We start from the raw sequence: 12,650 nt of genomic DNA on the forward strand, positions 1-12,650 counted from the left end.
TATCCACTTCACCTTTAGCACGCCTGACCCACAAAGCCTTACCGACGTTAACTTCTCGCACCCAGCGAAACACCTGGTTGGTATTCACATCGTATTTGCGCGCTAACTCAGAGACCGACAGCGTACGTTCTTTCGATTCCTGAACGAGCTGCCATTTAAACTCGGCCGAAAAGGCCCGGCGCGCATCGGATTGTTTTAATACGGGCATTCATAACTCTCACGGTTAATAACAGTGACAGCTATGATGCGTGATCAGTCAGCAAATAAAAGATGTGATGGCCGGACGCTTACCTTTAATTCAAAGCCGCATTCATGAATACCAAAATTGCTTCGCGCCGCGAGAGCAAATGGCTCAGCACGGGGCTACCTGATTTTAGGTGCGCAATTTAAGGACTTAATGCCCAACATTGAGCTTAAAGGTGCTCAAACCTATATTGGGTTTGATGATAATACTACCAGGCTGCCGGATACTCAATCACACCGTCAACTGGCACGCCATTATGTAGTAATGCCTGCCTTATAAGAAAAGGAAGCGTTTGGGTGTCACTAGGGTAATTCTTTAAATTATCTTCAGCATAGTTATCAATGAAGCTAATTAGACCTTTTGAATCCAATTGTTCATTAATAACTGAACTCCAGATTGCGTCATCAACATGGTTCTCAATTTCTTGCTTAGAACTTGTAAACTTGATTCGATTCTGATGAACAACTCGATATTTATCTGCACCTTGATGATGGACAACCAACTTATATTCAGGAATTCTTTTAACAATTTTTCCGCTTTTCTCTCGTCTTGGATCACAAAATGCTTGCGCTAATATGACCTTACCTTCCACCCGGTAAAAGGTTTTTTCTAGAGTTTCCGTATTTAAAGACCAGTACACTTTATAAGCATTACGCCTTAATTTATGGCCATAAATACTCAGTAGCGGCAGCAACTGCTCCTCTGAGCCTAGTTTACTACCTCTTTTCCATGCACTTACGATCGATTGCTGTGTACGACATTGTTCAGCAATGTCGAGTTGCGTCCAGCCATCGCTCAACGCCATTTTCACCAGCTCCCGGGTCCACTTAAATGGCTTTTTCTTAGCGTTTTTACCCTTTATTTCTGTGTCCATAGCATCCCTTTAGAATGGGGGCAAAGCCCCCAGTACGCGATTACTTCTTTTTGCCACTATTTTGAGGGTTCTGAGGGTTCATTTGCCAACCTCTGTTCCCCTGATTTTTTGCATATGTGTTGTTAGTACCTGATGTGCCTTTGTTTGCGTTTGGCATATCAGAGTTGTGATTATTTTGCTTAGTCATGGTGTTGCTCCGTGGTTGTGAATGTCAGAGCTAATGCTAACAACGAGGCAAAACTTCACAATTGATACTTCAATGATAAAAATTGATATTTGAAGATAATTTCAAACACCAGAGTCCTACGTCATCTTATTGGCTTCTTCTCGCCATGAAATCTAATGTACTCTGGTACTCCATATACAAACGCCTATAGTCGTTATTTTTATAACGCTTTTGTCTGATTGCTGTTTTCAGTTTCTGAACGTCTTCAACAGGGATGGTTGTAGTGATTATTCCTTCAACATCGGTACAAACATGATCAATAGTTGTTATAAAGTCCTCATCACGCTCTTCAAGTAGTGCCCGCTCAATTCTTATGGCTGCTTCATAAAGCTTAATGCGGTTTTTGCTGCTATAGAGCGGAATATCGTTTTGAAGTGCACGCTTTGATTGCGACAATACGAGCAGATACTCAATAACAAACTCCAAATCTGCAACACTAATTTTGGTCGACGTAGGTTTTGCCATGTAATCCTACCCCAGAGTAAGCGTTAATAATATAACGATTACTCTAGCTGACTATATTATTGCTGTACAGAGCTAGGCCGCTATCAGGGGTCAGCTCACGAAACGGAAAAAATCGTACGCTAAGACCTCTGCAGTGTTCGTAACGATCGGTACTTTCCTTGTTCGACCTGTTTGTCCTGCTGCCAGATATAGTCGCCGGTCAGGTTGATGTGCTCCCAGCCCAAGGGAGAAAGATGCCGCAGAAGCGTCTCGTCGATATCCCGGCCGTCTTCGCGCAGTGCTTGAACCGCCCGCTCCATATAAACCGTATTCCAAAGGATAATAGCGCTGACGACGAGATTGAGTCCGCTTGCACGGTAGCGTTGATTCTCGTAACTGCGATCGCGGAGTTCACCGAGCCGGTTCAGGAAGACGGCACGAGCCAGCGCGTTCTTAGCCTCGCCCTTATTCAAACCAACCTGCACGCGGCGACGCAGTTCGACGTTTTGCATCCAGTCGAGTGCGAATAATGTTCGCTCAATGCGGCCCAGCTCGCGCAATGCGATCGCGAGGCCATTCTGACGCGGATAGCTCCCGAGCTTGCGCAGCATCAGTGATGCGGTGACAGTGCCCTGCTTAATCGATGCCGCCAAACGAAGGATTTCGTCCCAATGCGTCCGAATGTGTTTTACGTTGATGCGACCGCCGATTAGGCCTGCGAGTGTCGGATACTGTTTTGTGTCACCATTTATGTACAGACGACGGTCGGCTAAATCACGAATACGCGGGGCGAAGCGGTACCCAAGCAAGTGCATCAAGGCGAACACATGATCGGTAAAGCCAGCCGTGTCCGTATAGTGCTCCTCTATCCGAAGGTCGGACTCGTGGTACAGCAAACCATCCAGAACATGAGTGGCATCGCGAACAGTGGCGTTAATGACCTTGGAATGAAACGGCGCGTACTGGTCCGAGATATGCGTGTAGAACTGTACGCCCGGCTCCTGACCGTATTTCAAATTTACATGGCCAGCAAATTGACCGCGACCGCCGGCTTTGAAGTTCTGGCCATCCGATGATGACGTGGTGCCATCACCCCAGTATGCGGCGAACGATTGGCGAGAATGAGCGTTGACCAGGCTCCCCAATCCCGCTGAATACGTTTCATCGCGTATGTGCCACGCCTGGAGCCACGTCAGCTTAGCGTAGGTGGTGCCAGGGCAGGACTCAGCCATCTTGGATAGCCCCAGGTTGATCGCATCAGCCAGGATCGTCGTGAGTAGTAGCTGTCGATCCCCAGCGGTTGCGCCGCTTTTGAGGTGAGTGAAGTGTTGCGTGAAGCCCGTCCAGTTATCGACTTCCAACAACAGTTCGGTGATCTTCAAGTGCGGCAACCGACTATAGGCCTGTTGCATCAGCGCTTCCGCCGCATCAGGCACGGCGTTGTCCAATGGCGTGATTCTTAGGCGGCCCGAGGGTGAGATACCTGCATCGGGTAACTGGTCGGCGAAGGCCAGGCGTTCTACGGTGATCAACTCCTGGTCCAGCGTTGCCAATCGCGATTCCAAGTAGTTATCGCAATTCGTTTCAACCGCCAATCCGAGCTTTCGATCTTCACGCTGACCCTCGAACCGTGTCGGCGGCAACAGGTAATCCTCGAAATCCTTAAACTGCCGCGAATCCTGGACCCAGATGTCCCCGGAACGTAGCGCATTTTTGAGCTCGGATAGCACGCACAGTTCATAGAAGCGTCGGTCAATTCCGTCCGGTGTGTACACCAGACTTTCCCAGCGCTTGCGGATAAAGCCAGTCGGGGCGTCATCCGGCACTTTACGAGACTGGTGCTGATTCATGTTCTTTAGCAGCTCGATCCCGGCGTGTAACTCGCGCGCCGCCGGTGCGGCCTTCATATCCAGTGCATCCAGAAGCGTCGGCGTGTAACGCCGCAGCGAGTTGAAGCCACTACCAATTAAAGCGAGGTAATCGAAGTCTTCTGACTGGGCCAGCTTTTCCGCTTCGGTGATGCTTGCACTGAATACCTCCCATGGCATGATCGCCTCAATGGCGGCATACGGATCGCTTCCGGTCTGTTTGGCATCGAGCAGTGCGCGCCCAACACGCGAGTACAGACGTACCTTATTATTAATTTCCTTGCCGGAGCGCTGGAAGCGCTCAGCATGTGTACGCTTGGCCTTGCTGAACAGCGAGCCCATAAAGCGATCATGTAGGTCAATGATCTCGTCAATCAGCGTGGCTCGTGTATCGAGTATGATTGCCACTAGTGTGGCGTAGCGACGGCTCGATTCAAGGTCCCGCAAGTGCTGGGCGGTCATTTGCCCGCCTTCACGGGCGAGCTTCAGCAGACGGTTCTGGTGGATGGTATGTTCAAGCCCAACCGGGAGGTTGAGCTCGCGCACGGTCTGTAATCGTTGGAGGTGGAACAGAATATGTTTGGGCCTCGGTGGTCCGGGAGACTGGCGCAGCCAGACGAGTGCACTACTCGACATATCCTTGCGAATCGCCAGCAACTGCTCGAAGGCGCGGCGATGCTGATTGGTCAATAGCGCGGTTAACGTTTCATACACGAGTCGGGTGCCTCGCGTGAGCGCTTCGCTGCACATGCGTTCGATGACATCCAGCGGCGGCAAAATGATGCGTTGTTGTCTAAGCAACTTGACCAGCGCTTCAGCCAGAACGATGCCGCGATCCGTTTGTTGGGCCAGGTCGACAATGGAGTCAATAAACCGCCGGTAGTCATCGCCGCTGAGCGAAGACAGGTTCAACCAGGCCTGCAATTCGACCAGATGCTCCCGTCGCGTTTCAGGCCTCTTGGCGTAGCGCGGCCAAATCTCAGGCCCAATGCTCAACTGCTGGCCGATGAGCGTTAATAAGGAGGCTGGTGGCTCGGCATTGGTGGGTAGCGCGATACCGGGATAGCGCAGATAACATAACTGGACCGCGAAACCGAATCGGTTGTGCGGGCCACGCCGCTGCCGAATCGCCGACAAGTCCGATTCGGAGAAAGTGTAGTGTTGGATGAGCGTGTCGTCCGTCTCTGGAAACGAGAGCAAGCTATCCCGCTCAGCGGCGGTCAATAGGCGACGGCGGGGCATAGTCAGTCAACCGTTTTCAGGTATTGGTACAGCGTCTCGCGGCTGATGCCGAATTCACGGGCCAGCGCCGCCTTTTGTTCACTGTTTGCAACGCGCTGCCGGAGTTCGACGATCTTTTCGGGAGAGAGGGCTTTCTTGCGACCGCGATACGCTCCACGCTTTCGAGCCAGTGCGATGCCTTCGCGCTGCCGCTCGCGTATCAATGCACGCTCGAACTCGGCAAATGCGCCCATGACGGAAAGCATGAGGTTGGCCATCGGCGACGCTTCGCCGGTGAAAGTCAGGCTTTCTTTGATGAATTCGATGCGGACACCCCGTTGGGTCAACGTGTGGACCAGGCGACGCAGGTCGTCAAGGTTGCGCGCGAGACGGTCCATGCTATGGACGACGACGGTATCGCCTTCGCGGACAAAGGTGATCAGTCGATCCAACTCGGGTCGTTGGGTATCCTTGCCGGACGCTTTGTCCGTGAACACCCGATCAACCGCGACCTGCTCAAGCTGGCGTTCCGGATTTTGATCAAGACTGCTGACTCGGATATAACCGATGCGCTGACCTTTCAAAACCCGCTCCCCCGTCGAAGTGTCAAGAGAACTCTAAGACCCCTCGCAACAAACGTCAACTATTTCTATATACCACCCTATTCTGACGCATGTACCACTCAATGCCTGACGCCTGGTTAGGGTGTAGTCTTAACTGACACCACCTCCCAGGGCCTGATATAAAGCAACACTATCGACTAGGCGTTGTGCCTGGACCGCAACCATATTGATCCGGATTGACTGTGCCTGTTGCTGCGCGATGAGCAGTTGCAGGTAGCTGGCCGCGCCCAGCCGGTATTGCCGCTCGACCGACTGCAAGGAGGCCTGTGCAGCCATATCAGCGGCAGCGAGAGCAGTCAAAGTTTGTGCATCGCTTTCCACCGCGCGCAGGGTGTCGGCGACGTTACGCAAAGACTCCAATACGACGCTCTGGTAATTGGCTACGGCGGCATCAAAAGCGGCGAGCGCCGCTCTTTTTTCAGCGGGTAGCCCTGGATTAAAAAGAGGCTGGGTGAGCTGCGCAACCAGGCCCCACACTGCCGAGCCACCACCGAACAGAGCACCGGTGGTCAGCGCCTGAGAACCAAGGTTGGCGCTCAGGTTGATCTGTGGGTAGAGCTTGGCGACAGCCACACCATAGTCTGCATTGGCCGCATGCAACAGCGCCTCTGACGCCTGGATATCCGGTCGGCGGCGCACCAGTTCTGAGGGCACGACGAGCGGCATCTCGACGGGTAGAGTGAAATCGGCCAGAGTGAAGGCCGGGATGCCACCCGTGCCTGGGGCACGACCGGCTAGCACCGCCAGTAGATGTTCGGTTTGTTGCAGTTGTTTACGCAGCGCAGGCAGTTCTGCCCGCGTTTGCTCCGCCTGAGCTTGTAGGCTCAACGCTTCATCAGGTGAGGCCTGACCGATACGCACGCGTTCATGGGCTAGGCGCAGTTGCTCATCCTGCACGCGCAAAATGGCAGTAGTGGCTTCTAGTTGCGTGGCGAGGCGTGCTCGGGTAATGGCAGCGGTTGCCATGTTGCCGGCAAGGGCCAGGCGCGCAGCATTCAGTTCGAAGCGACGGTAGTCGGCGCGAGCAGCCAAGGCTTCGAGTGCGCGCCGGTTGCCGCCAGCCAGATCGAGGTTGTAATGCACGCCAACGCTGGCGTTGTAGAGGCTGAATTGACGTGCGTCTCCGCTCAACCCTTGGCTACTGGGACTCATTTGCTGGCGCTGAGATCCCAGTGCGACATCTACCTGTGGATATTGCGTCGAGCCCGCCTGTGCGGCAAGAAGCTCCTGCGCCTGTCGCAAATTGGCGCTGATGCTCGCCAGCGTCGGGCTGACATGGAAAGCTTCGTTTATCAGTCCGTCGAGTGCGGATGAACCCAAGCTTTGCCACCATTGCGTTTCGATCGGAAGCCCTTCGACTAGACGTTGTGTTTCGCCGAACTGCGTGGGAGCGGACACGGTTCTATCAGCTACCGGTGTTGCAGTGTAGCGAGCCACATCGGGTGCGGTGGGACGCTGAAAATCAGGGCCGGCGGCGCAGCCGGCCAGACCGGCGGTGACCAGACCAGCTACCAGGTAAGTTGCCGCAAGCCGTCTTTCGAGGCTGATGGGGCGCTGGCATGTTTTAGCGTGCTCCATAAAAATGCTCCACGAAAGGTTTACGGAAAGCTTGGTGGCAGCCCAAGCAGCTTTCCTGCACGTGGGCGAATGATTGGATCACCGCCTTGCCGTCGCTGCTCGCAGCAGCCAGCTTCATGGCCAGCGCCGCCTCGTGAGTCTGCGCGTCAAAGTTTCTGAACTTGGTCGCATCAGCGCCGAGGTAAGCAAGGATGCGCATTTTTTCAGTAAGCGGTGGCTCGGGGTGTGCAGCAACTTTTGGGGCGAGCTGAACGACCTGAACCCATTCCTCCTGCGAAATCGCACCGGTAATAGCCTGCATGTTGCGCCCGAGTTCCTGCATGATCTTGCGTAGCGCCAGTGGCTCAACCTGGGTAGCGTCACCAGCCCAAGCTGGCAACTGAAAACCCCATAAAAGCAGGCAGGCCGTAACGGTCAGGGTGATAGTTCCAAATGCGTGGCTGTGTTTGCGGTGGGTCATGAAATTCTCCTGTAATTCAATCGTTCTCTCATTCGAACTCCCGCCCTTCGCCAGCTTCCTCATGGGTCACGCCGTCGCGGATGTGGTAGATGCGCTTGAATGTGGGGATGATCTTTTCGTCATGGGTGACGACGATGATGGCGGTCTCGAACTTCCGGGCCATGTCGTTGAGGATGCGGATTACAGCCATGGCGCGCTCGGAATCCAGCGGCGCAGTGGGTTCATCGGCCAGGATCACCGGCGGACGATTGACCAGTCCGCGCGCGATGGCGACCCGTTGCTGCTCGCCACCGGAGAGTTGCGAGGGCATTGCGCGAGCTCGGTGTTGCACATCAAGCGCTGTGAGCAATTCCAGTGCCTTCGCGCGCGACTCTCCATTCGCGACGCCTGCAAGCATCGGCAGCAGCGCCACGTTGTCGGTGACATCGAGAAACGGAATCAGGTACGGCGCCTGGAAAACGAAACCGATCTTGTCACGCCGTAAGGCGCGCAGGTCGCGGACTTTCCAGCCATCGGCGTAGATCACTTCATCGCCCAGCGTCATGCGACCGGCGGTCGGATCGATCACCGCACCCAGACACTTGAGCAGCGTGCTCTTGCCGGACCCGGAAGGGCCGATCAGTCCCACCACTTCACCAGGCGCAACATGCATATTCACGTCTCTCAAGGCAAAGACAGCGGTGTCACCATCGCCATACCGCTTGCTTAAACTTTCGATGTGTATCCCTTTGCCACTCATCTCAACCTCCAATGGCTTCGGCCGGATTGACCTTGAGTGCCATGCGAATGGCGACGAGGCTAGCTAGAACGCAGATCACGAGCACGGCAAAAAAACCGGCGACAGAATCCATTGGCGTGAGCAGGACATATTTTGGAAAAGCCGGTGCTGAAAAGGTGGCTGTGATCTTGCCGACCACGAAGCCAATCACGCCCAGGGCGAGCGCCTGCTGCATGATCATCGCGGCGATGGTTCGGTTGCGTGTGCCGATGAGCTTCAACACCGCGATCTCACGGATTTTGTCCATCGTCAGCGAATAGATGATGAAGGCAACGATGGCCGCGCTAACGATGGCCAGAATCACAAGGAACATGCCGATCTGCTTGGCCGAGGTGGCGATCAGCTTGCCGACGAGGATGTCTTCCATCTGTGCCCGGGTGTAGACCGTCAAACGCTTCCAGCGCTGGATGGATTCGGCAACCTCGTCCGGCGCATGACCAGGTTTCAGAGTGACCAGCACGGCATTGACGAACGCGTTGCTGCTCTGTGAAGCAATCACGGCATCCAGCAAACCTGGATCACCGGGTCGATTGAAGACCGGGTTGGCTTCGGTGCGACGCCGGCTTTGCCAGATGGCATCGTTGTCCTTGAGGAACTGGGCCTCCTGGGCATCTTTGAGCGGAATGAATACCATCGGGTCGCCGCTGGACGACACCATGCGCCGTGTCAGCCCCACGACGGTGTAATGATTGCGGCGAATGGCAAGACGATCTCCCAGTTTGAAGCCGGTGGCGATGTCGGCCACAGCCTCGTAGTGACCGCGCGTGATCTGGCGTCCAGCGACGAGATAAGGAGGCCATCCGGGTGTAGCCCCCAACGCACCGGGCGCGATGCCGACCACCATGGTGCGTACATCACTCTCGCCCTTGCGTACCTGCATGGTCAGGTAGGTCGCGTTCGCTGCCTGTGAGACTCCCGGCATGGCGAGAATGGCGCGATACACGTCATCGTTGAGGCTGGACGACTCCGCATAAGGACCCAGAGTATCTTTTTGCACCACCCAAAGGTCAGCGCCACTGTTGTCGAGCAACGCCTTGCCGTCGTCCACCATGCCTCGGTACACCCCAGCCATGACTAGGGTGACGCCGATCAGCAGACCCAGACCGATGCCGGTGAAGACGAATTTCCCCCAGGCATGGAGAATGTCGCGGCCGGCCAGGCTGATCATCGTGAAACTCCCGGGATATGCTCGACCACATGGATGCGGCTGCGCGCCGTCAGTGCCTTTTCGCTATAGGTCACAACCTGGTCCCCATTCTTGAGCCCTTCGCGCACCTGCACGTAACCATTGAGGTCGGAAGTGCCGAGCTTGACCGGGGAGAAATGCAGATCACCATCCACGATTTGCCAGACACCAACTTTATCGCCTTCACGCTGGACGGCAGCGTTGGGGATCAGTGGAGCGGCCGGGAGCGCCGGCAAGTCAACCGTGACTTCGGCCAGTTCACCCACTGGTGGCAAAGGTTCTGGTTTGTTATCGAATGTCACCTTGGCAAGCGTTTCCTCGGTTACCGCGTCGGCCTTGGGTTCCACCCGCAGCACGCGACCTTTCAAGGTCTGGCCACCACGCGAACGCAGGACGATATGAGCCGGCAGCCCCCCAGCCAGCCCCGATGCGCTGATCTGGTCGAAGCGCACATTGATCCACAAACTCTTGGGGTCGATCACTTCCACCACGGCCTGGCCCGCGACGATGGTCGTGCCGGGATCGGCATCGCGCACGGCGACTACACCGTCGACCGGCGCGATCAGGCGCAGATTGCTCCGCTGCGCGACGAGTGCTTCGCGGTCGGAGCGTGCCCGGGCAATATCTTCCCGAGCGGCGGATAGGGCGGCATCGGCGATCTGCAGTTCCTGCCGCTTGGTGGTGACGATTTCCTCGCTGGTCGAGCGCACCGCAAACAATTGCTCATAGCGGCGCGCCTGGGTTTGCGCGTAGGCTTGCCGGGCTTCTGCCTCGCGCAAAGCCGCTTCCGCCCGCTTGAATACAGACTCCTGTGAGCGCACCCGATCATCAAGGTCGACCGGCTCCATCTCGCCGAGCACCTGTCCGGCCTTGACCTGGTCGCCTACATGCACCTCCAGGCGTTTGACGCGCCCGGCAAACGTCGGCCCGATCTTGTAGGTGTAGCGCGCCTCCACCGTGCCGATGCCGAACAGCGCCGGTGTGATAGCCCGTGATTCCACGCTTGCCACCGTCACAGCGACCGGGGCGAGCGGCCCTGATCGCAGACCGACATAAATAAAAAGCACCAGCAAAGGAATGATGACGGCAAGCAGTGCCAGGGTGCGGCCTTGCAAGGGTAACTTTTTCATTGCGCACTCCTTATGCCACGCCGATAAATTGCAAAGACGCGCGGCGCATCGCGGTGCATACGTCCCACATCACCCGCTAACAGCGATTGCATGACCAAGCCCTGGATCGTGCCAATGAACAGCGTTGCCGCCGCCTCGTTGTCAAGCGAGGGAGACAACTCGCCGCTGGCCTTGCCTTTCTCGATGAGACGATGCAAACGTTCGCCGTAGCGCTGAATCAAGGTTTGCACCATGCGCTTGGCCGGTGTCGATTCGGCACGCTGAAGCTCACCAAACATCATTCTTGGCACGCCTGGGTGCTCAGCTACGAATTCGATATGACTCATGAACATCGCCTCCATGGCTGCCAAGGGCGACTCGATTCCTTGTGCGGATCGATCGATTCTGGCTAATAGGCGCTCTGCTACCCACTCCATGACCGCCTGCCAAATGGCTTCCTTGTTCGGGAAGTGCCGAAACAGCGCACCCTGGGTCAAGTTCATGTGTTTAGCGATAGCCGCAGTGGTTATCTCGCTTGGGTTTTGCGAACCGGCAAGCGCCACGACGGACTCGACAGTTACGGCACGACGTTCATCGGCCGGCAGATGCTTTGGATGGGTGTCCACGAGCACTCCTTGTAAGATAGTAATTGATTGCTATCTTACCACAAGAGGCAACTCAAACAAGAGAAAACCCGACGTACTCGTCAATATCTAGAGTCTGCAATGGGCTTAACGTGCTTTATTTTCCGTTTTCTGAGACGTCCCCAACTATAATCATTAAAAACTACTTTTCCCCCTCAGGTAAAGGTTACAATCCCTCTCAGAAACTTTCAGAATCGCTCAAAAATGGTGGAATTTTTTCCACCTAAAAACTCAGGTTTTTTCGAAGGTTCAGAATTTTTTGTCGCGAGGCAAAGGTCAAAAATTGAAATTTCGGCGTCGGTATTCTGTGACCAATTTTGTCATTAAACGGTCTCAAAAGTGTCGATTTCGACGCAAAATAAAAAGCCACAACACCGCTTAACCCCTTACCATGCCTAGGTTTAACGATTTACCACCGAACCCGTGACTGCCCTCCGGAGGCAGAGGCCACAGGTTCGACTCCTGTCGGGTGCGCCATGCAATGTTCTCACAGCACTTCCCCCTTCTCAGTCGATTATTTTCCTTGTTTTGCACGTGTTACAGATGTGGCTTTCAAATATGTTAGAAATGCAAAATCGAAATCAATCCAGTTTTCAGCAGTGTCAAACATTTCAAAGTTCAATGTGTTAAAGGTTGCCAGTCTGAGTCTTCAAAATAAGCGGGATACTCATCTAATGACTGAATGATAAGAACAACACCTTGCTTTTGATTATGAGCAGACTTCATTTGCTCTACACCGCGCATTATTTTCGCAAGGAGGATATGGAGCTGAGCGTCTGCCTGCGGTTCTAGTTTGCAGTTTTTGAATATAAAATTTAAATGGTCATTTAAGCTTCGCGCCAATTCTTGATATTGAGTAGTAGAAAACTGATTATTATGAATCGCTTCTAAGTTTATTTCTATTTCACGTTTGAGGCTCGTCATCCCGATGTGCAGACTCTCATCAATAGTCCATCTTTTACCGTGATTCAACGCTAATTCAAGCTTGTGAGTTTGAGCGTCATGCTCATGCTCTTGTGCCTTCACAATTGAAAACTGTAAAGTATTCAAAGCTCCAATAAACGCTACGATATAAAGTATCTTTTTCATATTCATTTCCCGAATAAAACAATTTACGATTTAACCAACATTTCTGACGAATCCCCACGAATGGCGTAGATAAAACAAATAGTTAAAGGCGAAGGGAACATTCATGGCAGTTCCCGATCTGATCTTTCGCCAAAAACACCTAACCATGAATGCTGCCATGAATGTAAAAACAATGCTCGCCGATTTTCTCTCATTTGTCACCCCTAAAAGTATGCATAAAGCCAGACTTTCTGCGCTAAGTGCTGCTGCACAAAGCCTTATGAAAAAAGGCTGCTGCACGGTTACCGCTATTGGCCGTGAATATGA

The 12,650-nt window shown here is 54.0% G+C and carries 13 protein-coding genes and 1 pseudogene; 1 reads left to right on the forward strand and 13 read right to left on the reverse strand.

Features of this window, described 5'->3' with window-relative positions; translation table 11 throughout:
• From H141_RS0118755 to H141_RS0118815, 13 genes are all read right to left on the reverse strand, one after another.
• A partial coding sequence (locus tag H141_RS0118755; protein ID WP_019677816.1) for a transposase occupies positions 1 to 208 on the reverse strand: 208 nt, incomplete at its 3' end.
• Between the two features lie 244 nt (positions 209 to 452).
• Positions 453 to 1,118 carry a hypothetical protein gene (locus H141_RS0118760; protein ID WP_019677818.1) on the reverse strand — a complete coding sequence of 222 codons (666 nt, stop codon included), beginning with the start codon at positions 1,116 to 1,118 and terminating at the stop codon, positions 453 to 455.
• A gap of 40 nt (positions 1,119 to 1,158) precedes the next feature.
• Positions 1,159 to 1,305 carry a hypothetical protein gene (locus tag H141_RS21685; protein ID WP_019677819.1) on the reverse strand — a complete coding sequence of 49 codons (147 nt, stop codon included), beginning with the start codon at positions 1,303 to 1,305 and terminating at the stop codon, positions 1,159 to 1,161.
• Positions 1,306 to 1,431: 126 nt separating this feature from the next.
• Positions 1,432 to 1,809, reverse strand: a complete 378-nt coding sequence (locus H141_RS0118770; protein ID WP_019677820.1) for a hypothetical protein — start codon at positions 1,807 to 1,809, stop codon at positions 1,432 to 1,434.
• Between the two features lie 119 nt (positions 1,810 to 1,928).
• Positions 1,929 to 4,898 (reverse strand): Tn3 family transposase, encoded by a 2,970-nt coding sequence (locus H141_RS0118775; RefSeq protein WP_019677821.1) that lies wholly within the window; start codon positions 4,896 to 4,898, stop codon positions 1,929 to 1,931.
• A 2-nt stretch (positions 4,899 to 4,900) separates the two neighbouring features.
• Complete coding sequence (locus H141_RS0118780) at positions 4,901 to 5,461, reverse strand: recombinase family protein (RefSeq protein WP_019677822.1); 561 nt, start codon at positions 5,459 to 5,461, stop codon at positions 4,901 to 4,903.
• Positions 5,462 to 5,590: 129 nt separating this feature from the next.
• A complete protein-coding gene (locus H141_RS0118785; protein ID WP_019677823.1) occupies positions 5,591 to 7,078 on the reverse strand; it encodes an efflux transporter outer membrane subunit in 1,488 nt (495 codons plus the stop codon).
• Complete coding sequence (locus H141_RS0118790) at positions 7,065 to 7,538, reverse strand: cytochrome c (RefSeq protein WP_003056106.1); 474 nt, start codon at positions 7,536 to 7,538, stop codon at positions 7,065 to 7,067. The genes H141_RS0118785 and H141_RS0118790 overlap by 14 nt, the downstream gene beginning before the upstream one ends.
• A gap of 28 nt (positions 7,539 to 7,566) precedes the next feature.
• Positions 7,567 to 8,277, reverse strand: coding sequence for an ABC transporter ATP-binding protein (locus H141_RS0118795; RefSeq protein ID WP_019677824.1), 711 nt, complete (start codon positions 8,275 to 8,277; stop codon positions 7,567 to 7,569).
• A gap of 1 nt (position 8,278) precedes the next feature.
• On the reverse strand, positions 8,279 to 9,484 hold the full coding sequence (locus tag H141_RS0118800) for an ABC transporter permease (RefSeq protein ID WP_019677825.1): 1,206 nt from the start codon (positions 9,482 to 9,484) through the stop codon (positions 8,279 to 8,281).
• Entirely contained in the window at positions 9,481 to 10,632 is a 1,152-nt protein-coding gene (locus H141_RS0118805) for an efflux RND transporter periplasmic adaptor subunit (protein ID WP_016236501.1), read from the reverse strand. The genes H141_RS0118800 and H141_RS0118805 overlap by 4 nt, the downstream gene beginning before the upstream one ends.
• On the reverse strand, positions 10,629 to 11,237 hold the full coding sequence (locus H141_RS0118810) for a TetR/AcrR family transcriptional regulator (RefSeq protein WP_004393990.1): 609 nt from the start codon (positions 11,235 to 11,237) through the stop codon (positions 10,629 to 10,631). Before H141_RS0118810 ends, H141_RS0118805 begins: the two co-directional genes overlap by 4 nt.
• A gap of 636 nt (positions 11,238 to 11,873) precedes the next feature.
• Positions 11,874 to 12,344 (reverse strand): hypothetical protein, encoded by a 471-nt coding sequence (locus H141_RS0118815; RefSeq protein ID WP_019677826.1) that lies wholly within the window; start codon positions 12,342 to 12,344, stop codon positions 11,874 to 11,876.
• A gap of 157 nt (positions 12,345 to 12,501) precedes the next feature.
• Between H141_RS0118815 and H141_RS0118820 the strand changes: the two are divergent.
• Positions 12,502 to 12,650 (forward strand): annotated as a pseudogene (locus H141_RS0118820) (IS4 family transposase); the annotation flags it as partial.

This window comes from Arsukibacterium perlucidum DSM 18276, assembly GCF_000382165.1.
GTDB lineage: Bacteria > Pseudomonadota > Gammaproteobacteria > Enterobacterales > Alteromonadaceae > Alishewanella > Alishewanella perlucidum.

What these genes read in the sequence shown, in the direction of transcription:
- H141_RS0118815 (WP_019677826.1), bottom strand. Translation starts at nt 12,344, where the DNA reads ATGAAAAAGATACTTTATATCGTAGCGTTTATTGGAGCTTTGAATACT.
- H141_RS0118785 (WP_019677823.1), bottom strand. Translation starts at nt 7,078, where the DNA reads ATGGAGCACGCTAAAACATGCCAGCGCCCCATCAGCCTCGAAAGACGG.
- H141_RS0118800 (WP_019677825.1), bottom strand. Translation starts at nt 9,484, where the DNA reads ATGATCAGCCTGGCCGGCCGCGACATTCTCCATGCCTGGGGGAAATTC.
- H141_RS0118795 (WP_019677824.1), bottom strand. Translation starts at nt 8,277, where the DNA reads ATGAGTGGCAAAGGGATACACATCGAAAGTTTAAGCAAGCGGTATGGC.
- H141_RS0118760 (WP_019677818.1), bottom strand. Translation starts at nt 1,118, where the DNA reads ATGGACACAGAAATAAAGGGTAAAAACGCTAAGAAAAAGCCATTTAAG.
- H141_RS0118775 (WP_019677821.1), bottom strand. Translation starts at nt 4,898, where the DNA reads ATGCCCCGCCGTCGCCTATTGACCGCCGCTGAGCGGGATAGCTTGCTC.
- H141_RS0118790 (WP_003056106.1), bottom strand. Translation starts at nt 7,538, where the DNA reads ATGACCCACCGCAAACACAGCCACGCATTTGGAACTATCACCCTGACC.
- H141_RS21685 (WP_019677819.1), bottom strand. Translation starts at nt 1,305, where the DNA reads ATGACTAAGCAAAATAATCACAACTCTGATATGCCAAACGCAAACAAA.
- H141_RS0118805 (WP_016236501.1), bottom strand. Translation starts at nt 10,632, where the DNA reads ATGAAAAAGTTACCCTTGCAAGGCCGCACCCTGGCACTGCTTGCCGTC.
- H141_RS0118770 (WP_019677820.1), bottom strand. Translation starts at nt 1,809, where the DNA reads ATGGCAAAACCTACGTCGACCAAAATTAGTGTTGCAGATTTGGAGTTT.